At 71.1% G+C, this 23,335-nt stretch carries 15 protein-coding genes, 1 tRNA gene and 1 pseudogene; 13 read left to right on the top strand and 4 right to left on the bottom strand.

The window, feature by feature from the left end:
• Positions 1-68 precede the first annotated feature (68 nt).
• From TBR22_RS23475 to TBR22_RS26995, 8 genes and pseudogenes are all read left to right on the top strand, one after another.
• Positions 69-1,058 (top strand): hypothetical protein, encoded by a 990-nt coding sequence (locus tag TBR22_RS23475; protein ID WP_239490269.1) that lies wholly within the window; start codon positions 69-71, stop codon positions 1,056-1,058.
• 683 nt (positions 1,059-1,741) lie between these two features.
• Positions 1,742-2,470 (top strand): hypothetical protein, encoded by a 729-nt coding sequence (locus TBR22_RS23470; protein ID WP_239490268.1) that lies wholly within the window; start codon positions 1,742-1,744, stop codon positions 2,468-2,470.
• A 144-nt stretch (positions 2,471-2,614) separates the two neighbouring features.
• On the top strand, positions 2,615-4,165 hold the full coding sequence (gene istA / locus TBR22_RS23465; RefSeq protein WP_239489239.1) for an IS21 family transposase: 1,551 nt from the start codon (positions 2,615-2,617) through the stop codon (positions 4,163-4,165).
• Complete coding sequence (gene istB, locus TBR22_RS23460) at positions 4,162-4,923, top strand: IS21-like element helper ATPase IstB (protein WP_239489238.1); 762 nt, start codon at positions 4,162-4,164, stop codon at positions 4,921-4,923. The genes istA and istB overlap by 4 nt, the downstream gene beginning before the upstream one ends.
• A gap of 54 nt (positions 4,924-4,977) precedes the next feature.
• Positions 4,978-5,208, top strand: coding sequence for a hypothetical protein (locus TBR22_RS23455; protein ID WP_239490267.1), 231 nt, complete (start codon positions 4,978-4,980; stop codon positions 5,206-5,208).
• An 865-nt stretch (positions 5,209-6,073) separates the two neighbouring features.
• Complete coding sequence (locus TBR22_RS23450; protein ID WP_239490266.1) at positions 6,074-6,289, top strand: hypothetical protein; 216 nt, start codon at positions 6,074-6,076, stop codon at positions 6,287-6,289.
• Positions 6,265-6,594 (top strand): annotated as a pseudogene (locus TBR22_RS27000) (recombinase family protein); the annotation flags it as partial. The gene TBR22_RS23450 and the pseudogene TBR22_RS27000, both read left to right, overlap by 25 nt.
• A gap of 85 nt (positions 6,595-6,679) precedes the next feature.
• On the top strand, positions 6,680-7,840 hold the full coding sequence (locus tag TBR22_RS26995) for a recombinase family protein (protein ID WP_370651554.1): 1,161 nt from the start codon (positions 6,680-6,682) through the stop codon (positions 7,838-7,840).
• Here the strand turns inward: TBR22_RS26995 and TBR22_RS23440 are convergent.
• Both TBR22_RS23440 and TBR22_RS23435 read right to left on the bottom strand, forming a co-directional pair.
• A tRNA-Ala gene (locus TBR22_RS23440) sits at positions 7,803-7,878 on the bottom strand. The two genes, TBR22_RS26995 and TBR22_RS23440, sit on opposite strands and share 38 nt — an antisense overlap.
• 23 nt (positions 7,879-7,901) lie before the next feature.
• Entirely contained in the window at positions 7,902-8,987 is a 1,086-nt protein-coding gene (locus TBR22_RS23435; RefSeq protein ID WP_239490264.1) for a diguanylate cyclase domain-containing protein, read from the bottom strand.
• A 177-nt stretch (positions 8,988-9,164) separates the two neighbouring features.
• Between TBR22_RS23435 and TBR22_RS23430 the strand changes: the two genes are divergently transcribed.
• Together TBR22_RS23430 and TBR22_RS23425 are read left to right on the top strand one after the other, a co-directional pair.
• Positions 9,165-13,286: a hypothetical protein gene (locus TBR22_RS23430; protein WP_239490263.1), complete on the top strand. Its 4,122-nt coding sequence runs from the start codon at positions 9,165-9,167 to the stop codon at positions 13,284-13,286.
• A 29-nt stretch (positions 13,287-13,315) separates the two neighbouring features.
• Complete coding sequence (locus tag TBR22_RS23425; protein WP_239490262.1) at positions 13,316-13,741, top strand: hypothetical protein; 426 nt, start codon at positions 13,316-13,318, stop codon at positions 13,739-13,741.
• 131 nt (positions 13,742-13,872) lie between these two features.
• On the opposite strand, the gene TBR22_RS23420 is transcribed toward TBR22_RS23425, so the two are convergent.
• Entirely contained in the window at positions 13,873-14,976 is a 1,104-nt protein-coding gene (locus TBR22_RS23420; protein WP_239490261.1) for an asparaginase, read from the bottom strand.
• A complete protein-coding gene (locus TBR22_RS23415; protein ID WP_239490260.1) occupies positions 14,969-15,178 on the bottom strand; it encodes a hypothetical protein in 210 nt (69 codons plus the stop codon). Before TBR22_RS23415 ends, TBR22_RS23420 begins: the two co-directional genes overlap by 8 nt.
• 316 nt (positions 15,179-15,494) lie before the next feature.
• Here TBR22_RS23415 and TBR22_RS23410 point away from each other — a divergent pair, with 316 nt between their 5' ends.
• Genes TBR22_RS23410 through TBR22_RS23400 form a run of 3 tightly spaced genes read left to right on the top strand, consistent with a single transcriptional unit; the run spans position 15,495 to position 23,333 of the window.
• Entirely contained in the window at positions 15,495-16,922 is a 1,428-nt protein-coding gene (locus TBR22_RS23410; protein WP_239490259.1) for a hypothetical protein, read from the top strand.
• Positions 16,923-16,924: 2 nt separating this feature from the next.
• Positions 16,925-19,936, top strand: a complete 3,012-nt coding sequence (locus TBR22_RS23405; protein ID WP_239490258.1) for a PD-(D/E)XK nuclease family protein — start codon at positions 16,925-16,927, stop codon at positions 19,934-19,936.
• Positions 19,929-23,333 (top strand): exodeoxyribonuclease V subunit beta, encoded by a 3,405-nt coding sequence (locus TBR22_RS23400; protein ID WP_239490257.1) that lies wholly within the window; start codon positions 19,929-19,931, stop codon positions 23,331-23,333. Before TBR22_RS23405 ends, TBR22_RS23400 begins: the two co-directional genes overlap by 8 nt.
• Positions 23,334-23,335 lie beyond the last annotated feature (2 nt).

Raw genomic sequence — 23,335 nt, 5'->3', positions numbered from 1 at the left:
GAGATGCTCGCCGTGCCGAATCCCCATCGAGTAGCTCCTCAAATCGCGAAGAGCGCGGGTATCATGCCGTGATCATGCCGCGCCGAAAAGCTCCGCAGCCACATCATTTTCGGTCGTCGACTGCTCTGACCGAGCACATCGCGTCCAAACGACTCGGTATTATCAATTCGCGTGAGTGGAAGGAAGAGTGGGCCCAAAGATGGGTTGTGTACGCTGATCTCGTTGCTTTCGCGTCCCGCGCTCTTCGATCAGAGCCCGTCGTACTGAACAACATCGTACGCTTCGACCGCGCCTCTACGCTCGTCGCTGCAGAAGTCCCGCAGATCGCGGTACGGAGGTTCTCTGACGCCACGTTTGCCATTGCCGAGAGCTTTCATCAGGCGCTGGCTTTCGGGGTTGCTCTTTCGCATACGTGCCTGGCGTTCAATCGTGAGTTCCTCAACCGCGGTACCAAGCCTTTCTTCATTCACCTGATCGCCCCCCGGGTCACCATCGCCAACGGCCAGGTCTTACTCCTGCCAACAGACGCGTCCCACCCTCGATACAATGGGATCGATCCTCGCAGCGTCTTGGCGGGCTCAGCAATCGTTCGGGCCTACCAATTGGAACGGCATTCGGCCGGCGGCCTTGTGACTATTGATGAGAGCGGGATCGACGCGCTCCGCGTTCTCCAGGTTCGCGGTGACAATGGCCGCGTGACGAACGGTCTGCGCCGGTGGGTAGCGCAGGTCGGGAACGCAGAAGCAGTTGCCAAGGGAGAAGTGTTGTTTCATCGCCGTCGGGTGCTTGACGTGCCCTGGCTGCTGATGAGACCCCTGCAAGACGAATCAGGACAGGTGTGGGGAGCGCACAATGAAGACGCCGACGCGGCAATCCAGACATTTCTCCAGGTCTGGGACAAGAGCGTTCGCGAGTTCTACTCACCTCAGAACTTCGACGCCTCTCTCGACGTCTCAAAGCATTCTCAAGCAGCCATACGTCACGCAGTCCAGTGTCATCACGCCGCTCACGGTAGGCGCGTACCGAAGTACCAGTCGTTCCGCGAGCTGCTTGATTAGTTAAGGAGTATGACCACCTGTCGGTAGTTCGCCGTGACGGCGTGCGGATGAGCTGTCCGGAGTAGAGTGTTGCGACCAAGCCAAGGGGCAATTGCCTGATTGGAGCAGCAGGGTCTGGCGCGACAGTCGCTGCCAGGCCTACACGCCCGCGAGCGACTCGCCTCGCGGCAATCCCGGTCTCTCTCCCTGGTAAGCCTCCCCCCGCTTTCGTCGGCCTAGACCTGGCCTCGACGAGTCCGCTCTGGCAGTGGGTGGTCGTTCGGAGACTCCATGGCCGACCTGAACGAGCGTGCGACGCGTCCCGGACGGCGATTTCAACCGGGCGATGTCCTGGCTACCGAGCGATGTCGCGATTCGCTACCGCTCAGTAAGGTCGAAGGCACTTCGCGGGTTCTACTTCGTGCAGGACGAATGTGCAGGACACATCGACCTCGCCGGAGACGAACGCCGTGCCGGAGCATCAAGACGGATCCGTTCCGTCGCAGCATGACCTACTGGGCGCTGGATCGCGTCGAGCCGCTACCTCGGTCGAATCAGTTGGCGGCGCTGGCCGAACGAGCCCTCGAGTCCTACGCAGTGGCGGGGGCCGCCCCGCCCGGTCACTCGCCTCTTCGCTGACCTTCGAGGCGCGCGTCGCAACTCTGCAGACCGAGGGCTTCACAGAGCGCCAGGCGGCCTTCCTCGTGACCGTGATGTTGCACGCTGGCGTCTGCATGGTGCGGCAGTACTGCACGTTCGCCGGCATCGCTCACGGCCATAACGCGCGCGAGTTATTCGCGCGTCTGGTCGAACGGCGCATCGCCACGCCGTACTCGGCGCTCCATGCCCGGGCGCGGCTCTATCACATCCACCATCGACGGCTGTACGCCGCCATCGGCGAGCCCCATAGCCGCTATCGCAAGCCGCTGCCGACCGGTCGCGCCATGGAGCGGCTGATGATGCTGGACGCCGTCCTCGACCAGCCCTCTATCCCGTGGCTTGCGACCGAGGGCGACAAGTGGACGCACTTCATCCGCGCCTTCGGCACCGCGTTGACGATCGAGTGGCTGCCACAACTCCGGTTCGGCACCCCGCCGCACGTCACGGTGCGCTACTTCCCCGACCGTCAGCCCATCGGCATCGTCGAGCCCGGCGAGGCGTACACGTTCCTGTACCTCGCCTCGAAGCCGTCGACGGTGGACCTCTACACGTTCCTGCAGCGGCACGCGGAGCTGTTACGCACTGTCCGGCGATGGACGGTGCGGGTGCTGCTGCCGCCGCACCTGTTCAAGGCGCGTGATTCCTACATCCGGGCCCTGCGCCTGGAGCTCGGGACGCGGTTGGCGCCCCACATGGCCGACGAGTTCCGTTGGTGGTGCCGGGCGCGAAAGGCGGGCGCGGCGACGAGGCTGCCAGGCGAGAGCCCTCGGTGAACACCCAAATCCGGCCATTTAGCGACACCTCAAAACCGGCCATACCCAAATCCGGCCATTAGCGACACCTCAAAACCGGCCATTTCCTGAGGCCGGCGCCGAGACGTGAACCGCGCCCGGACGCCCTGTGCGTCCGTGAGCGCCATGGGGAACGTCTTGGACCCACAAAAACAGCAGCAGGTGGTGGCGCTGGGGCGCCTGGGCTGGTCGCTGCGCCGCATCGAGCAGGCGACCGGCGTGCGCCGCGAGACCATCAGCGGCTATCTCCGGGCCGCCGGTGTCGCCGTGCGGGGCCGCGGGCGGCCGCGGGCCGACGCGCCCGCGCCGCCGAGCGAAGCGGCGGCAAATCCGGCCATTTCGCCGACGGGGGTGTCCACCGACCCCACACCGTCCCGCGCCTCGAGTGCGAGCGCCTGCACGCCGTACCGCGACCTGATCACCGAGGCGGTCGGTCGCGGGCGGAACGCCCGCGCGATCTGGCAGGACCTGGTCGACGACCACGGCTTCACGGCCGGCTACGCGAGCGTCCGGCGCTTCGTCGGCCGGCTGCGTGGTGCCGCGACGCCGGAGGCGCGCGTGGTGATCGTCACCGCGCCGGGCGAGGAGGCCCAGGTCGATTACGGCGAGGGGCCGATGGTGCGGCCGCCGGGCGGGGGCAAACACCGGCGCACACGCCTGTTTGTGCTGACGCTCGGCTACTCGCGTAAGGCCGTCTACCTCCTCACGTGGCAGTCGAGCGCGGCGATCTGGGCCACGCTGCACGAGCAGGCGCTTCGTCAGCTGGGCGGCGCCCCGCGCGTGCTGGTCCTCGACAACCTGCGCGAAGGCGTGCTGACGCCGGACGTCTACGACCCGACGATCAATCCGCTCTATCGCGATGTGCTCGCGCACTACGGCGTCACGGCGCTGCCGTGTCGCGTGCGCGATCCCGATCGCAAGGGCAAGGTCGAACGCAGCGTCGGCCACGCGAAGCAGACGCCGCTCAAGGGGCAGCGCTTCGAGTCCCTCGAGGACGCGCAGGCCTACCTCGATCGCTGGACGGCCCACTGGGCGGACACCCGCATCCACGGCACGACGAAGCGGCAGGTGGCCGCGATGTTTGCCGAGGAGCAGCCCGTGCTGCAGGCGCTTCCCGTCACGCCGTTTCGCTATTACCGGTACGGCACGCGCACCGTGCATCTCGATGGCTGCGTCGAGGTCGAGGCCGCCTACTACTCGGCGCCGCCCGGCTGGATCGGCCAGCGTGTCCAGGTGCAGTGGACCGATGGGGTCGTGCGCCTGCTCACGCTCGACGGCCAACTGCTGCGCGAGCATGTGCGTGGGCCGCGGGGGCATCACCGCATCGCGGAGGCGGACCGGCCCGCCAAGACGCCGGCGACGACGCTCGCGCTCCTGGCGCGCGCCCGCCGGATCGGTCCCGCGCTGCACACGCTGTGCACGCACATCCACACGCACGACGGCGCGGCCGGCACACGCCGCATCCTCGGCGCGCTCGCCCTCGCGAAGCGCTACGGCCCGATCGCCCTCGAGGACGCGGCCAAGGCGGCGCTCGAGCTGCGCGTCCTCAATTACCGCTTCCTCCGCCGCTACCTGGAGCGACGGCCGCCGCTCACGCTGCGGCAGGTCGACCCGCTGATCCGTCAACTGACCGTCTATCGCGATCTGATCGATCGCACCACAGGAGATCCCACATGACGCTGCCCGAACTCGATGCCGCCCTGCGCAAGCTGCGCCTCTCCGGGATGGCCGATGTCCTCGAGGCCCGCCTGCGCCAGGCGCAGCAGGAACGCCAGGCCCCGATCGATCTGCTCTCGGCGCTGGTCGGCGACGAGCTGCTGCGCCGCCAGGACCGGCTCCTCGCACGCCGGCTGCAGCAGGCCGGCTTTCGTGATGCCGAGCGGACCCTCGACACCTTTGACTTTGGCTTCAACCGGAAGATGCCGCAGGCGCTGATCCACGAGCTCGCCACCGCGCGCTTCGTGGCGCAGCGAGAAGACGTGCTGCTCCTCGGCCCGCCCGGCACCGGCAAGAGCCATCTCGCGCAGGCCATCGGGCGTGCGGCCATCCTGCAGGGCTATCGCGTGCTGTATCGCGAAGCGCACATCCTGCTCGAGGAGATCACCGAGGCCAGCGTGGAAGGGACGCGCAAAGCGCTGATGCTGGAGCTGACCACCGTGCCGCTGCTGATCATCGACGACCTCGGCATGCGCAAGCTACCGCACACGGCCGCCGAGGACCTGCTCGAGGTGATCATGCGGCGCTACGAACGCGCCTCGACGCTGCTGACGTCCAATCGGCCGGTCGATGACTGGGGCAAGCTGCTCGGCGACACCGCCGCCGTCACGGCGCTGCTCGATCGCCTGCTGCACCACGCCCACGTGCTCAAGTGCGGCCCCCGCAGCTGGCGAACCAAGGTGCACACCGACTTGCGTCCGGAGGCAGCCGCGCAGTAGAACTCAGACCGTCTCGACGCCCGGCGGGAATGGCCGGTTTTGGACGTCCACGAAATGGCCGGTTTTGACCCGTCCACCGAGGAGAGCGAACGTTGGGCCAGGGCATCGCGGGCCTTCGCGTCTCCCAGGTTCCGCGCGCTCTACCAGTCGTGGGGCGACTACGTCATCGACAGCGCGGTCTCTCCCATCCTCGCGGACGCGATGGAGCGCGGCACCGGCCGCATCGAATGCGAGGTGCTGACGCGCCCCTACCTGCACCTCTCTACCCTGGTCGGCACGGCGTGATGGAACGGTGATGTCGCGGGCCAAGGGGAGCCACCGGGGGAGCTAACGCTCCGGGGGGCTATTGGCCCCATGGCGACCCATCGGTCCGTGCCCTCCCGACTACGGCTCGCACGCTGGCGATCGGCGCAGCGTCGGCCTGCAAAGGCCCATGACGCAACGGGTTGCGCACGGTGGCCCCGGACCCGGAGGCGGCGCTCTGTGCCGCCGATCTCGAGACAAGCATCCACGACACAGAGGAGAGGTAGGGGCGTGAACGACCCCCTCAAAGAGTGCGGGACCCGGTCCCGCACCCCGCCCCGACGGGGTCGTTCACGCCCCGCTGCAGGTGCAGCTGCCTGACCCAGCTGGTGGCACCTCCAGACGGGAAGCAGAGCGCCGCATCACGGGCCCTTTGTAAGCTTCCGCCGCGAACGCGAGTTCAGGTAAGCAGAGACCAGTACGGCGCTGCATGCCCGAACCCGTGCAGAGCAGTGTCGTCGCGCACCGCCTCACCGGCGCTGCGTTCGTGGAGCGTGCCGCACGGCGCCACCCACCCGGCGGTCATCTCCCCCGGGAGCCATCGGTCTCACCTCTGGTCGACCTGAGTGGTCGCCACCGCCCGCGCCGCGATGGCCCGGGCGCTCCCGCCGCAAGCGCCCCAGTGGCGCCAGCCAGAACAGTTCGACGAGCAGGACCATCACGCGCTCGATGGTCGGCCCGTTCTCGTGCCCGTCAAGGCGCCTCGCTGGCGCTCGGCCCGCGCCGCCGGCGCGGCTTCGGCCTTGACGGGACCCTCGAACGAGCCGGAGACCGGCAACTGCGTGATGGTCCGAGACCGGTCCCGTGCTCATGCCTGGCGCGGGTCGTGTCAGGACAGGACGCCGCCATGGACGACATGGTCGAACCGCAAGGCGCGCGAGACGTGCTGCCGATTCTGCGTTGCCGTCAACTGCTGGGCGACGAGGCCACCGACCTGACCGACGCCGAGGTCGAGGAGCTGCGCCGCCACGCGCATGTGCTCGCCCACGCACTGCTGGAGGTGTTCCTGCACCGGCGTGCCCAAGGCCGAGTGAACCGATGCGCCCGACCACAAACGCCTTGAACGCGCTCGGCGACGGGACTACGCTGCCAGCCATGGCCGGCGCCGTCATCTACATCCGCGTCAGCACGAAGGAGCAGACGGAGAACCTGAGCCTGCCGACCCAGCTCCGGGCCTGTGAGGAGTACTGCCGCCGCGAAGGCCTCGACGTTCTCGAGCGCTTCAAGGAAGAGGGCGAGAGCGCCAAGACTGCGGACCGCACCGAACTGCAGCGACTGCTCACGTTCTGCCGCACGAACAAGGGCCGCGTGCACTTCGTGGTCGTCTTCAACCTGACGCGATTCGCGCGCGACAAGTACGACCATTTCGCGTTGCGCTCGCTCCTGAAATCGCTCGGCATTTCGTTTGCGGTCCGCGACGGAGCCGATCGACGACACGTCCACCGGCAAGTTGATGGAAGGCGTGCTGGCGGCGTTCGCGCAGTTCGACAACGACGTGCGCTCGGACCGCACACGGGCCGGCATGAAGGCGGCGCTCGAACTCGGACGCTGGGTGTTCCTGGCGCCGATCGGCTACATGAATGCGCCGCGCGCGTTGGGCAAGAGCCTGATGCCAGATCCCGAACGCGCGCCGCTCGTGCGACGGGCCTTCGAGGAGTACGCCACCGGACGGTTCACGAAGCAGCAGTTGCTGCAGCAGGTGACGGCCTGGGGACTGCGCAACCGGCGCGGCCAGCCTCTCAGCTCGCAGGCGATCGGGATGCTGCTGCGCAATCAGCTCTACGCCGGCGTCGTGGACGTCGCCGAGTACGGGGTCCGCGGCAAGCGTGGAGACTTCGAGCCGCTCGTCAGTGAGGACACCTTCTATCGCGTTCAGGCCGTGCTGTCGGGCCGCACACCCAGCCTGGCGCCCCAACTACAGGGACACCCGGATTTCCCGCTGCGTGGCTTCGTGCGGTGCGAGTCCTGCGGCCGCGGCCTCACCGGCAGTTGGTCGAAGGGGCGAAGCAGCTACTACGCCTACTATCACTGCCGTCCGGGCTGTCGCGGCGTCAACGTGACCAAGGCCAGGCTCGAATCCTTGTTCGAGAAGGAGCTGGCCCGGCTGCAGCCGACCGCCGGCTACATGCGGCTGCTGAAGGAGTCGGTCCTCCAGATCTGGAAGGCGCGCAAGGAGTCTGCCCGCGCCGACCTCGCGCGCGCCGCACGCCAGGCCGAAGCCATCCAGAAGAAGCTCGACCGTCTGGACGAGGCGTTCCTGTTCGAGCGCTCGATCGATATCGACGTCTACGACCGGCACGCCGAGAAGCTGCGCGAGGAGCTCACGCTGCTCCGCATCGACAGGCACGCCACGGAGCTCGAAGAGCTCGACGTGGAAGGGATCCTGGCGTTTGCCGAGCGGGTGCTGCCCCGCGCCGCAGACCTGTGGGTGCAGGCCTCACTGGACCAGCGCCAGCGGTTCCAACAGCTGTTCTTTCCCGAGGGAATGACGTTCGACGGCCGCGACTTCGTTGGAACCGCCGTAACTACACGGGCGTTCAACTACTTGCAGCCGATTGAGGGGGGAGATGAAAGGTTGGTGGACCTGACCGGGATCGAACCGGTGACCTCCTGAATGCCATTCAGGCGCGCTCCCAGCTGCGCTACAGGCCCACGCAAAGACAGCGGAGTATACCCTATCCCGCCGACGAAAGCCAACCCACCAGGCGACCGAGCCCGCTCGACTCGGCCTGCAGCTGCGACAGGCCCTCGAGCGCCTCGGCCTGCTGTTCGGCCCGCATCAGGGCGTCGGTGGCGTCGCGGTCGGTCCGGCCAGGGCTGTGGGTGACCACGCTGCTGAACGTGAAGACGACGCGCCGCGTCACGCCGTTGCGCTCGTACTCGTACTCGGGAGCGACCCGCGCCTGCACCTTCCGGACCTGCGACCCCACCTGCTTCGGGAGGGCTCCCGGGAGGAAGATTGCGACACAGTGCGTACTGCTCCGGTACACTCTGGTCTGGCTGCCGAAGCTGTCCTTCAGCAGTTGCGCCAGCGCGATGATCACCCGCTCCAGCACCTGGGCCCCGTGCCCGTCGACAATCGCCTGCGGCTCGTCGATCCGGCAGACGACCAGGGACGCAGACGCGTGATCGGCGCTGGCGAGGTCCGAAAGCAGGGCCGGACGGGGCAACAGGCCCCCGGGCCGGGTCTCGGCGGCGACGCTCTGCACGATGGTCTGATCGACCTTCTTCAGGTCGCCGGCCACCCGGGCCATGCGCGACGCTTCCTGGCGTTCCCCCTGCGCCACGCACTGCCGCAACTGGTCCACCTCGCGGTTGAGGGCGCGCCGAAGCGTCCGGATGTCCTCGATCTGGGTGAGATCGGCCACCCGCTCACTGCTGCGCATGAGGTCGTTGCGGAACGCCATCGCGTCGCCACGCAGGCCGTCGACAAGTTCTCGCAGCAGCCGGATGACGCCGGTGAACTCGGCCTCCCGTGCCGAGGCGTGGCCGCTGAGCCGGGCATACGCCTGCGAGGCATCTCCCACCAGCCGGAGACCCGCGTTGGCGACCTCGTCGGCCTGTTCGGCGGCGCGCAGGCGGTCCCGGGCCTGGTTGAGTCGGGTCTTCAGGCTGTCGGACGGGAATTCCGGGGCGATGGGGAACTGCGCTTCGAGCAGGGCGACCAGATCCTCGACCACGCCTTGCAGGGCCAGGCGATGGTCCGAGGTCGCCGATGAGGCGCCGTTGGCGAGTTCGAGGGTGATGGGACGGGACGGCATCCGGGTCGAGTCTCTGGTGAGAATCGGCCACGGCCGAGCCGGGCTTGAGCTGCCGCCGGCCGGTGGTCGTGAGCCGACCGACGGAACGGCCCGGCGATTGCAAGCGCCGGGCTCGCGCCGACGGTCGGCACAGTGAGTCCGGGCGACGCGTCCGGCGTCGTTCGGGGAGGGGGAAGCATGCAGAGCAGGCGAGCAGGGTGGGGCGGCCTCATGGTGGTGGCCCTGGCAGTGACCGGTGCGCCGGTATGGGGGCAAACCACCGAAAGGGTGAGCCTGTCGGCCTCGGGCGCGCAGGCCACCGGCGGCAAGTACACGCCACGTCCCAGCATCAGCGCGGACGGCACGTTGGGGGCGTTCGAGAGCCCGTTGAGCACGCTGGTGCCCAACGACACCAACTACGCCAGTGACATCTTCGTCGCCACCAACGGCACGATCACCCGCATCACCGGGCCGGGCGGCGTCCAGCCCAACTGCGCATCGGTGCGGCCGTCCGTGTCGGCCTCCGGCCAGTTCGTGGTCTTCGACTCCTGCGCCAGCAACCTCGTGGCCGGCGACACCAACTCCGCCAGCGACGTCTTCCTGCTCGATCGCAACACCGGGGTCGTCTCGCGCGTGTCGCTGTCATCGGCCGAGGCCGAGAGCACGTCCGGCGCCGACAGCTACGCGGCGGCCATCAGCCCCAACGGCCAGTGGGTCGCCTTCCTCAGCGAGGCCGCGTGGGACGGCGGCACCCTGGGCCTCGCGCAGGTCTACCTGCGTGACCTGGTCAATGGCAACACCTACCTCGTCTCGCGCGCCAGCGGCGTCTCCGGGACGCCGGGCACGGGCGACGCGCGACCCAGCGTGGCCGACAACGGCACCGTGGCATTCGCCTCGTCAAGCGTCGGGCTGGTGTCGGGCGACAACAACGGCGTCGCGGACATCTTCGTGCGCAACAACCCGACGAGCGGATCGCCGACCACCGAGCGGGTCAGCCGATCGGCCAACAACGGGCAGCTGAACGCCGCCTCGACGCATCCCTCGATCAACGCCGCCGGCGATCGCGTCGTCTTCGAGACGCTGGCGGCCGCCGTGACGGCCGACACCAACGGGCTGAGCGACGTCTACGTGCGCGACCGCACGGCCGGGACGACGGTGCTCGTGTCGCGCACCGCGAGCGGCGCCGCCGGCAACGGCGGGAGCGTCGATCCCGAGATCAGCCCCAACGGCCTCTACGTGGCGTTCACGTCGCAGGCCACCACCATCGACGGCACCTTCGACAACCTGTTCGACGTGTTCCGCGCCACGCTGTCGGCGGGCTCGCCGGTCACGGTGGGCGGCCTCACCCGGATCTCGGTGGGCACGGGCGCCACCACGCAGGACTCGACCAGCCCCGACGTCGCTGACACCGGCAGGGTCGCCTTCTCGTCCGACGAGCCGCTCCTGGTCGCCGGCGACGTCAACGGCGACACCGACGTCTTCACCTCCGACGGCGGCGCGACGATCGTCCGCCACACCTTCCCGGCCTCCGGGCTGCCCGAATCGTACTCGGGCGACAGCTCGCGGCCGGCGCCGAGTTACGACGGCACGATCGTCGCGTTCCTGTCGTCGACCACCCAACTGGCGTCGGGCGACAGCAATGGCCGGATCGACGTCTTCGTGCGCAACCGCACGACCGGCAGCACCGAGCGCCTGCCCGTGTCGCCGGGCTTCGAGGGCTACGACGCCGACTGGGTGACCATCAGCCATGACGGCCGCTTCGTGGCCTACAACCGCGGCGCGGCGTTCCTCTACGACCGCTACAACGGCACGACGACGCTCATCAGCACCGCCACGCCCGGCGGTGGCCCCGTCTTCGCCGCCCAGCCGCGCATCAGCGCCAGCGGCCGCTACGTGGCCTTCCTCACCAATGCCGCTTTCGACGCCGCCGACACCAACAGCGCGCCCGACGTGTACCGGTGGGATCGGCTCACCGGCGCACAGGTGCTGGTCAGCCGCGGCGCCGCCGGCGGCAATGCCGGCGCCACCGCGCCGACCATCTCCGGCGACGGCAACATCGTGACGTTCGTCTCGGGCGCCACCAACCTCGCCACCGACGGCAGCACCGACACCAACGCCCGCGCCGACGTGTTCGTGCGCAACCTGACCGCGGCCACCACCACGCGCGTGAGCGCCGGCCTCGACGGCACCGCGGGCGTGTTCATGCGCGACCCGTTCGTGTCGGCCGACGGCACCAGCGTCGCGTTCCTGGCCTCCGCGTCGCAGCAGTCGGAAGGGACCAGCGTCGCCTCCAACGTGTACGTGGTCAAGGCCGACGGCACGGGCCTGCGTGGCCCGCTGAGCGGCCCGACCGAGGGCGCGGCCGGCAATGGCGGCGCATACGACCCGAGCCTGAGCATGTACGGGCGGTTCCTCGCGTTCCGCTCCTACGCCACCGATCTCGTGGGTGACGACACCAACAGCGCCGCCGACGTCTATGCCCGCCAGATTCTCGGCGCCGCGGCCGGCGTGACGACCGGCGTCGGTGGCACCGCCATCCTGGTGCCTCCCCCGACGGCCTTCGGGACGGCGGTGCGCATCAGCGTGGCCGGCGCCAACACGCAGGGCGCCGGCGGCACCGGTCTCGACACGGAGAACCCCGAGATCAGCGGCAACGCCCGCGCCATCGTCTACCAGTCGGGCTTCTCGAACCTCGTGGCCAGCGACACGAACTACATCGTCGATGCGTTCGTGCGCGCCGGCGTCTTCGGCAACGGCGAGTGCGACTACATTCCGGCCGCCTACCTCGCGTTCGCGCAGCAGCACGGGCTCGACCCGTGCACCAACAACGGCTCGCCCTATGCCGACCCCGACGGCGACGGCAAGACCAACGAGCAGGAGAGCAACGACGGCACCGACCCGGTGCTCGGCACCTTCACGCGCTACTTCGCGGAAGGCGCGACCAAGACGGCCGGCCTCAACTTCGACACGCGCATCGCGGTGGCCAACCCGAGCGGCGAGCAGGTCAGCGGCCAGCTGACCTACCAGCTGCCGTCGGGCGTCGCGGTGCCGCCCACGCCGTTCACGCTGGCGCCCTACGAGCGCAAGACCATCCTGCTCGACGAGCAGCCCGGCATCGCCGAGAACGGCCCCGACGTCTCGTACGAGTTCTCGACCACCGTGAAGGCGACTGCGCCGGTGGGCGTCGACCGCACCATGACGTGGGACAAGAGCACGTACTCGGGGCACGCCGAGACCGGCGTGGTCAGCGCCTCGCGCAAGTGGTACTTCGCCGAGGGAGCGACCATCGGCGGGTTCAACCTGTTCTACCTGCTGCAGAACCCGTCGTCGGCGCCGGTGACCGTCGAGGGCCGGTTCCTGCTCGGCACCGGGGCCGTGTACAGCAAGACCTACACGCTGCCGGCCAACAGCCGCTTCAACGTGTGGGCCAACGTCGAGAACATCAACGGCGCGACGCCGCTGGCCAACGCCGAGCTCTCGGCCGAGTTCACCGTCACGGCCGGCGCCGACATCATCGCGGAGCGCGCCATGTACCGCGGCTCGAACCCGCTGTTCAAGGCCGGCCACGAGAGCGCGGGCGTCAACGAGCTCTCGACCGAGTGGTTCCTCGCCGAAGGCAACGCCGGCGACTTCTTCGACGAGTTCGTGCTGATCGGCAACACCACCGGCAACGCCGCGCTGGTGCAGGCCGACTTCGTGGTGGGCGGCAGCCAGGGAACCTCGCTGGTGCCCGGCACCATCTACTCGAAGCAGTACACCGTCGCGCCCAACTCGCGCTTCAACATCTGGGTGGACGAGGAGGAGATCACGCCGGGCAGCCGTCCGTTCCGCACCGGCAACACCGACGTGTCGGTACGCATCCGCTCCCTCAACGGCGTGCCGCTCATCGTCGAGCGCGCCATGTGGTGGCCGGGCAGCTCGAACACCTGGTACGAGGCGCACAACTCGCCGGGATCGACGCGCACGTCGAGCCGCTGGGTGGTGGCCGAGGGCGAGAACGGCGGCGCGCTGGGGTGGAACACCTACATCCTGGTGGCCAACACCGGCACGACGGCGGGCTCGATCCGCATCCGCCTGCTCGGCCCCAACGGCCAGACCGGCGTGATCAGCGGCCGGACGCTCGCCGCGCAGTCGCGCACCACGTTCTTCCTCGGCGAGCTGCTCCAGGCGGCGGGCCTGCCGGCCGACTTGCAGGCCGGCGTGCTGATCGAGTCGGAGACGGGCGCCCTGCCGCTGGTCGTGGAGCGGGCGATGTACCGCAACGTGAACGGCGTGACGTTCCAGGTCGGCACCAACGCCCTGGGCACGCCGCTTCCGTGACGGAGCGGTCGCCCGTGGAGTCCGGCGGCATGCGTCCGACGCGTGCCGCCGCAGCTCCGGCCTGGCGCTACGTCCTCGGGGGGATGCTGGCCGCGGCGCTCGCCGCGGCCGGCAACCTCGCCTGGCGCTCGGCCGCCCCCTCGTATACCGGCCAGCCCGTGCCAGCGCTCATCGACCCCACGTCGGTGGCGCTGGCTTCCGTGCTGTCGGTGCTGCTCGCGGCAGGCGTGTACCTGCTCCTGTCGCGCGGGCTCACCATCGCCACGCCCCTCTACGTCCTGGGCAGCCTGCTGACCGCCGCGGTCTCGTGCGTGGCGACGTTCGTGCCGGTGATGCCCGACGGCACGCCGACGCCCCCGGGCTTCACGCACCTCACCATCCCGATGCACATGTGGGCCGGCGTGATGGCCGCCGTCGTGGTGCCGATCGTCGTCCTGGTCGGCGTGCGGAAGTGATGAGTCACGCTCGACGCCTGACGACCGACGTTCGACCGAGAGGCTGCCCGCGGGGCAGGGAAGGACGTTGACGTCGGCCCTGGCCGACGGTCAGGGGCCACGTCAGGGAAGGAACGCCGCTCGGGGCGCGCTCAGTATTCGTTGAAGATGCGTTGAAGATCGGCCGGGTCGCTGGTCCTGGTCAGCGCCAGCATCAGCAGGATGCGGGCCTTGACCGGCGAGAGGTCGCCGCCGGCGAGGCGCGGCGGGGCCGCCACGGTGGCGGTGACCGGCTCGCGGGTCACCGCGATGCGGCCGCTGCCGGTGCGGGTCGTGGCGACGATCGGCACGCCCTTGTCGCGGGCGTACGTGATCCCCTCGTTCTGTGTCCCGGAGATCGCGCCGGCACCGGCGGTGGCCAGCACCAGGCCGCGCGCCCCGAGATCCACGGCCGCCCTGATCAGATCGCCGGGCGCCCCCTGGTAGACCAGGAACACGTCGACGCGCGGCAACGTGGCCAGCGTCATCACGTCGAACTCGCTCGCGGCGGTGTGCCGTCCCTCGGCGCTGCGGCGGAACACGACGCGGTCGCCATCGACGACGCCGAGGCTGCCGAAGCCGCGCGAGGCGAACGTGTGCAGGCGGAGCGCGTCGGTCTTGGTGACGTCGCGCGCGCCGTTGATCTCGTCGTTCAGCACCACCAGCACGCCGCGCCCGGCCGCCGCCGGATCGGCCGCGACGCGCACGGCGGCCAGCAGGTTGGCCTGCCCCTCGTATCCCACCTGGCTCGGGTTGCGCATCGAGCCCGTCACGACCACGGGCCGCCGGTCACGCACCGTGAGGTGCAGGAAATAGGCGAGTTCCTCGAGTGTGTCCGTGCCGCTGGTGACGACGATGCCGGCCAGGTCCGGCTCGTCGCGGAACAGGGCGTTGAGGCGACGCGAGATCGCGAGCCACTGCTCGAGCGTCAGCTGCGAACTGCCGGTGTTGGCAAACTGCTCGGCCTGCAGCGACGCGTGCTCGGCCAGCGCCGGCACGGAGGCGACGAGCTCCTCGGCGGTGAGGCGTCCGCCGCGGCGGTTGCTGATCGTGCCGCCCGTGGCGACCAGCCGCACGCGCGGCAGCGCGCGCGCCGGCTCCGCCGGACGTGCGGTGGCGACGGGCTGGGCGGGCGAAGGGGTGGGGAGGGCCTGCGCCCCGGCGACCCACGGAAGGGCCGCCAGGACCAGTGCCGCGGTCAGGACCGCGTCACGCATGCGCGGCGCTCGGTCGGTGAAGCCGTGACAGCCACTCCGACAGGCGCTGCGCGGCGGCGTCGGCGGTGTCGTCGTAGAACGGCATGAGCGCCGTCGGGGCGCCCTGCGCCGTGACCACGTGCGCGCGCCAGCGCTGGCGCTGCACTTGCGACAGCTCGATGTAGTACAGCCGGCCGTTGATGTGTTGCTCGATTCGGTGCACGCGTCAACCCACGATCGTTTCGGTGCTCGGACTGCTGTGGAGCCCCCGGGTATTCCGGAAGCGACGGTCATTGTAGAGAACTGCCGGACCCACGCAAGCGAAGAGGCCTGCGAAACGCCGTGCACACGGCGTGTGTGACCGGCCAAGGTGCGTGAACGCAGCGGCTTGCAGCCGTCCCTGCACCGCCGTGCACACGAAATCCACCGTCCGTCCGCAGGTTTTCCACAGGGGCGATCCGGCGCCGCGGAGGGCGTTTCCGGCGGCCCTGCGGCCGCGCTCGACACGCGCCCCTCGAAGCAGCGAAGATCGCAGGATCGTGCGGGCGCTCACACGGCGGCGGATGGCGGGCCTGATGCTGGCCCTGTGGGCGTCGGCCGCCGTCGCGGGCGCGCAGTCGGTGGCACAGACGTCGCCGGTGTCCCCCTGGTTCCGCATCTTCCTGGCCGATGGCCACGTCCTCACGACGGTCGGCGAGTACACCCGCGTCGACGACGTGGTCCTGCTGCAGGTGCCGACCGGCGTGCCGGTCGATGGCGCATGGCCTGAGGCCCGCACCGTGACGCTGCCGGCCTCGCGGGTCGACTGGACCCGCACCGACGCGTACCGCGAGGCGATGCGCCGCGCGCAGTTCGAGCAGGCCGGCGGCGAGCGTGCCTACGCGGCGTTCACCGAGGAAGTGGCCGCGACGTTGCGCGACGTCGCGCTCCTGCCCGATCCCCTCGAACGCATCCGCCGCCTCGAGGCCGCGCGGATGCGTCTTGCGCAGTGGCCCGCGGCCCATCACGGCTATCGCGCCGACGACGTGGCACAAACGCTGTCGGTCGTCGACGATCTCCTCAACGGGATGCGCGCGGCGGCGGGACAGAAGGCCTTCTCGCTGGCGCTCACGACGGGCGCACCGGCGCCCGCCGCGCCGGCGGTGCCGTTGCTGCCGCCGCCGACCCTGCAGGACGTGGTGTCGCAGGCGCTCGGCCTCGCACCCAAGGTCAGCGACCCGGCCGAGCGGCTGTTGTTGCTGCAGTCGGCCGAGGCGCTGCTGGCCGTGGCACCCACCGCCGACCGACGCTGGGCCTCGGCAACCCGCCGGCAGGTGCGCCGTCAGATCAAGGACGAGGGACGCGTCACCCGCAAGTATGCAGACCTGCGGACGTGGATGCTCGACAGGTCGGCCCGGCTGCTGGCAGCCGCCGACGTGCGCGGCCTCATGAGCATCCGCGCAGACGTGCTCGCACGCGACGCGCGGCTCGATCATCGTCGGCCCGCCGAAGTGGCATCGCTGCTGGCGACGCTCGACGCGCGGCTCGAGACGGCGCGCCGGCACCGGCTGTTGCTCGAGCGGTGGCAGGAGCGTCGTCCGGAACTGGAGGCGTACGCGGCGACGGTGACCCGACAGCTCGGCGCCTCGTCGGTGCTGGTGCGAGCGCTCGAGGAGATCAAGGCCCTGAGCGGGCCGGGACCCGAGGGATTGCTCGCGGCCGAGGCACATCTCGCCCGCGCGAAGGTCGACGCCGGCCTCGCGCTGGTCCCCGACGAAGCACGCGCCGTTCACGGCATCTGGACGTCTGCGCAACAGCTCGCGGCGCGCGCGTTGCAGGTGCGCCGGGCGGCCATCAGGAGCGGCGACCTGCAGCAGGCGTGGGAAGCATCGGCGGCAGCGGCGGGCGCGCTGCTGTTGCTGCAGCAACTGCGGGCCGACGTGCCCGCCCTCGCCCGTCCTCCAGCGCTTCCGGTCACCGGGCTCTGAGGATGCCGGTCCAGATCCGTCTCATCCAGGCTGACGACCTCGACGCCTGGCAGCGGGCGCTGCTGGTGCTGTGCCTTCCGCCGGCGCAAGTCGGCGACGGGGAGCCGGTCGAGGCACCTGTCGTGGTCGTGCCGTCGCGCGCCGCGGCCGAGCAATGGCGCCGCACGCTGGAGCAACGGCTGCTGGTCGAGGAATGGCAGACGCCGGCGGCGCTGCAGCGTGCCCTCGGGCACGAGGTCGCCGCGGGCCCGCGGGCCGCGCTGCTGCTGCCCCGCATGCTGACGCGCGACGATCTCTACGCGACCTTCCACCTGGCCGCACGGCTGGAGCGTCCTCGCCTGCCCGCCGTCACCCGTGAGGTGCTGATGGGCGCGAGCGCCCGGCAGGCGGCGCGCCGGCACGCCCCGCCGTTCCTGCTGCGGCCCGGCCTCATCGCCGAGATGGTGCGCTTCTTCGATCACGTGAGTCGGCTCGGCCACGTCCCCACGGCGTGGCTCGAGGACGCGGCCGCGCGCCTCGGTGACGAGGCCACCACCGATCGTGGCGCCGAGCGGCTGCTGCGGCAGACCCTCTTCCTCCACGAGGCGTTCCGGATCTTCGGCGAGCGCGTCGGGGCGCTCGCTGGCCTCGACGAGCATGCCTTGCGCGCGACGCTGTCGGCCTCGCCGCTCCGGTGGTGCCCGCGTCACGTGATCCTCAGCGTGGCCGACCATCACGCCGACGCGGGCGGCCTGTGGCCAGGCGACCTCGACCTGCTCTCGGCGGCGCCGGGAATCGCCCGCCTCGACGTGGTGGCGACACGACGCATGGCGACGCCCTTGTTCGCGCGGTTGCGCGGCCGCTGGCCCGGCGCGATCGACGTGCGGGTGGGCCCGCAGCGCCCGCCGTCGACGCGGCTCGAGGTCGGGACGCCCGATCGGCGCTGGCTGGCCTGCCGCGATCGCGACGAGGAAGTGATCGCCTACGCGAGGCGGGTGAAGGCCCGCCAGCCGATGCCGCCGCACGCCAGCGCGCTGGTCTATCGCCGGCCGCTGCCGTACCTGTACGCGGCGCAGCAGTTGCTCCGCGCCGCGGGCATCCCGTACCAGTCGTCGGGCACGCTGCCGCTGGCCGCCGAGCCCTGGGCGGCCGGTCTCGACCTCCTCATGGACGCCGCGCTCTCGGGCCTGACGCGGGCCAGCATCGTGACGCTCCTGCGGTCGCCCCACGTGCGGATCACGCGGGAGGACGGCGTGGCGGTGGATGGTCCGGGCATCGCGGCCCTCGACGCCTGGCTCGCGCAGGGACGGTTCCTCGGCACCCTCGGCCACCTCGATGCGCTGATCGCCAGGCCGCCGTCGCCGACGCCGCCCGACGGCGCCGACGGCACGAGCCGTCACGCCGCGCAGTGGCGACAGGAGCGCGCGGGACGAGCCGTGGCGGTCGCGATTCGGCCGTGGCTCGCCCGGCTCGTCCCGCTGCAGGGCGTCGCCCCCGGCGCCGATCACGTCCGTGCACTGCGGGAGGCGTGGGCGGCGTGCGAGCGCATCCCGACCGACGACGATCCGGAGGCCAGCCGGACCCGCCGCACGCGCGCCGCCGTCGACCTGCTGCTGTCGGAACTGGAGCAGGCGCTGGCAGCCCACGATGCCACGCCGGTACCGGCGCGCGACACCTGCATCCTGGTGCGGCGGTGGATCGAGGAGCGCACCTTCGCGCTGCCGCGTGCCGACGCCGGCGTGCACCTGGTCGACGCCGATGCGGCCCCGTACGGACTCTTCGCGCACGTGCGCGTGGTCGGCCTGCTCGAGGGCGAGTGGCCCGAGCCGACGGCCCGGGAGATCTTCTATCCGGCGTTCATGCTGGAGCGCCTCGGGTGGGCCGAGGAGCGCACGCGCACCGCCGCGCTGCGCGCCCGGTTCGCCGATCTGCTGTCGCTGCCGACCGAGGCCGTCGGCGTCTCCGTCCCCGAACTGGACCAGGACGCGGTCGTCCGGCCGTCGTCGCTGCTCGACGAACTGCAGGCCATCGGCCTCGAGCGCCTCGAGCCGGTGCCGGCCGACGAGCGCACCCTTCCCGTGAGCCGCGAGGACGCGCTGCTCGGTGTCCCGGCCGTTCCGGGTGCCGGCGTGCTCGACGAGGCGGCGCAGGCGTGGGCGCGCTGGCGACTGGCGCGTCCACCGCGTCCGGAGCCCGGACGCACCGCGGGGACGCCCGGGGACCGGTACGGCGTCACGGCGGTCGAGACGTACCTGCAGTGCCCGTTCCAGTACTTCGCCGGTCGAGTCCTCGGCCTCACCGAGGAAGCCGACGACGAGCCGGGACTGCCGGCACGCGACGCGGGCGTCCTGCTGCACGAGGTGCTGCACGACTGCATCACGGCCTGGGAGCGGCGCGGGCACGTGGCGATCCGCCCGGAGGACCTGCCCGAGGCGCGGGCGGTGTTCGCGGAGGTGGCCGAGCGGGCGCTGCGCAGCCTGGCGCCAGCAGACCGGGCCATCGAGCGGACGCGATTGTTCGGCTCGGCCGTCGCGACCGGGGTGATCGAGAAGATGCTCCGCACCGAGGCCGAGTCGTTCGGCGACGTGACCCGTCGGGCGCTCGAGCACCCGATCGACCGCCGTGTCGTCCTGCCGGGGCCTGAGGGCGAGCGGGAGGTGCACCTGCGCGGCCGCGTCGACCGGGTGGACTGGACGCGCGACGGCCGGGTGCGGGTCATCGACTACAAGTCGGGCCGCAAGCCGACGCGCCCACTCCAGCCGGGCGTGTACGCGCATGCGGTGGTGCAGCAGGAGCGTGATGCCGGACGCGTCCTGGCCATCGCCCCGAGCGGCTTCGTGGCGTTCCGCGAGGGCGTGCCATGGGTGGAGTCGGTGGGGTCGGCCAGGGACGCCGACGATCAGGCACGGCAGTTGGTCGAGGCGGTCGAGCAGATCGAGCGTGGCGAGTTCCCCGTGCGCCCGCACAGCCCGTTCCGCTGCCAGTTCTGCGACTACGCCGGCGTGTGCCGGAAGGACTACGTGGGCGATGAGTGAGTCCGTCGTCCTCCCCGTCGACCAGGCCGCGCGCGCCTACGCCACCGACCCGCGGCATCACGTCGTGCTCGAGGCGTCGGCCGGCACCGGCAAGACGCGCGTGCTCGTCGACCGGTACCTCGCGCTGCTGGCGGCCGGCGTCGACCCGCGACACGTGCTCGCCATCACGTTCACGCGCAAGGCCGCCGCCGAGATGCGGGAGCGCATCGTCACCGACCTGCAGGCGCGCTATCCGGAGGTGTGGCAGGGACTGCGCGATCGCGCCGACGAGATCGCGGTCTCGACAATCGACGCGTTCTGCTTCGCGCTGCTGCGCGAGTTCCCGCTGGAGGCAGGGCTCGACCCCGGCTTCACGCTGGCCGACGAGACCGAGGTGGCGCGGCTCGTCGAGATGTCGCTCGATCGCACGCTGCGCGAGTGCCGCGATCGCGCGCCGTTCGACGAGGGCATCCGGCTGGTGCTGGCGCAGCTGACGCTGCCGCGATTGTTCGAGGGCCTGCGCGCCCTGCTCGAGCGACGGTTCGTCGCGCCCGCCGCCTTGCGGCAGTACCTGCGGACGCAGGTGCGGCAGGTGCGCTCGGAGGCGGCCTCGGCCGAGCGCGCCCGCCAGGATCTGCGCCTGCGCCTCGGCGCCATCCCCGGCGGGATCACCGCCTGGATCGCCAGCGGCCCTGGCGACGTGCCGCTCTGGACGCTGTGTCGCCTCGACCTCGATCGCCTGCTCGCCGACCCGGTGGCCGTGCCGATGACCGCCGCCGAGGTGCGCGCGGCGCTCGACGGCCTCGCCCGCTGGCTGCTGACGCGAGAGGGCGACGCCCGCAAGAAGCCGGCGGCCGTCAAGGCGGCCTTCGCGTCGGTGGGCGATTGGAACCGGCACCGCGAGGCGCTGCCGCACGTGGCCGACGCCGTCATCGCGGCCCGGCGCGGCTTCGAGGCCTCGCTGAACGTGCTGCTGGCCCGCGGCATCAGGCGCGTCTTCCGGCTGGCGTACCGGCGCTACCTCGAGACGTTGCTGCTGCACGACGCCCTTGACTTCTCCGAGGTGCTGCAGCGTGCCGTGCAACTGCTCGCCAACATGGACGAGTTCTCGCGCAGCCGCTTCAGGCTCGAGGCGCGGTACCAGCACGTGCTCGTCGACGAGTTCCAGGACACCAGCCGGCTGCAGTGGCAGTTGGTGGCCTCGCTCGTCGAGGCGTGGGGCGCCGGCCTCGGCCTCGGCCACGAGGGGCCGCTGCCGCCGTCGCTGTTCCTCGTCGGCGACCGCAAGCAGTCCATCTACCGCTTCCGCGATGCCGACGTCGGGCTGCTCGACGAGGCCGTCGGCTTCGTGCGCACGCTTGCCGACGACGCGCCCGTGCGACAGGCGATCTCCCAGAGCTTCCGGTCGCACGCCGACCTGCTCGCCTTCGCCAACGACCTGGCCGCCGGCATGGTGCTTCCGGGCGCCCCGCCCGCCATCGCCTTCCGCTACGGGCCCGACGACCGCTTCCCCCTGCCGGCCGGCCACGTGCCCGGCGCCGAGGCCGAGCCGCGCCTGGCCCTGGTGCTTGGCGACGACGTCGAGGCCTGCGCGTCGGGCGTGGCGGCCGAGATCGTGCGGCTGCTCGCCGAGGGGCTCGTCACCGATCGCGGCGGCGACGCACCGCGGCGCGTGCGGCCCGGCGACATCGCGATCCTGTTCCGATCGCGCGAGAGTCACCGGGAGTTCGAGCGCGCCCTGTCGGCGCGCGGCGTGCCGGGCTACGTGTACAAGGGCCTCGGCTTCTACGACGCCGACGAGATCAAGGACCTCGTGGCGCTCGTCCGGGTGCTCGCGGCGCCCGAATCACACCTGCGCGTGGCGGCGTTCCTCCGCTCCGGGTTCGTGGGCCTTTCGGATGACGGCCTGCGTCGACTCGCGCCCGACCTCGCGGGATGGTTGGGCAGCGACGGGCCCGACGCGGCGGGTCCCGGGGACCGACCGGCCGCCGCGGGGCGCGTCGTCGACGGCCTGTCGCCAGACGATGCCGAGGCGCTCGCGCGACTGCGCGCCGCCTGGCCCGGGTGGCGTGCCCTGGTCGATCGCCTCCCGCCAGCCGAGGTGATCGATCACGTGCTCGAGCAGTCGGCGTACGCCGTGACGTTGCGCGGCCCTCGGCAGGCACAGGCGCGCGAGAACGTGAAGAAGTTCCGCGGGCTGGTGCGTCGCATCCAGAACCGCGGCTACGCGACCATGGCGCGCATCGCGGGGCACATCGACCGCGTGTCGGCAGGCGACGAGTCCAACGCCGCCGTCGATGCCGCCGACGCCGTCAACCTGATGACGGTGCACGCCTCGAAGGGACTCGAGTTCCCGATCGTGTTCCTGGTCAACCTCACGCGGGGCACCGGCGGGGTGCCCCCGCCGCTGCGCGTGCTCGCGGGCGACAGCGGCGAGGCCCCGATCGTCGGCGTGGCGCGGTACGAGCCCGGTGCGACCGAGGCCGAGCAGGTGCGCGATCGCGAGGAGAGCAAGCGGCTGATGTACGTCGCCGTCACCCGTGCACGCGAGCGCCTGTATCTCAGCGCCGCTGCCGGTCGGCAGGGGAAGGTCGTCGCCGGGCCCGGCAGCCTCGCTGCGGTGTGCCCCGAGGGCGTGCTCGCGGCGATGACGGCCGCGTTGGCCTCCGGCGTCGACGAGGTGAGCTGGCAGGGGCAGGTCCATGCGCACCGGCTGCGCGTGTGCCGTCAGCCAGCCGGCGCGGTCGAGCCACTCGAAGGCGAGGGGCAGGCCGCCGCCGCGGTCGTGTGCATCAGCGACGAGGTGCCGGCGTCGTTGGCGCCCCTGCCGGCCCACCCGCCTGCCCGGCACGTGCGCGTGACCAGCCTGGCGGCGGGGCGCCTCGACACGACGTCGATCGCTGGCGGGCATCCTGCCGTCGACGAGGAACTCGTCCTCGGACGTGCCGTGCATCGCCTGCTGGCCCGGGCGATCGTCGGCGAGTCGACCGCCGTGCTCGCGCAGCGGGTGCTGGCCGACCTCGAGCCGGACGAGCGCCTGGCGGTGCGTGACGTGGCGGCGCTGGCCGACGACGTCGCGGCCCTGGTGCAAGGGGTGTGGGGCGACCACGCGCTGCGCGACGCCCTGGCGTCGCCCGCGGCGCGGTTCGAGGTGCCGATCGTGTTCCGCCACGAGCACGCAGGCGAGGTGTGCCTCGTGCGCGGCACGGTGGACTGCCTGGTGAGGACGGCCGCGGGAGTGCGGGTGCTGGAGTTCAAGACCGGGCAGCCGCAGCCGTCGCACCGCCGCCAGCTCGCGCTGTACGTCGATGCGGTGCGGGCGATGCTGCCCGGCGCACAGGTGGAGGGGCAGTTGGTGTACGCGGCGCGCCGGCCAGCCGCGTCATCGCCGCGCGCCGCGCGGCTGCCGTTCGACTGAGG

The organism is Luteitalea sp. TBR-22 (assembly GCF_016865485.1).
GTDB lineage: Bacteria > Acidobacteriota > Vicinamibacteria > Vicinamibacterales > Vicinamibacteraceae > Luteitalea.
The sequence above is the reverse complement of the archived record's forward strand: the minus strand, read 5'-3'. Positions and strand labels throughout refer to the sequence as shown.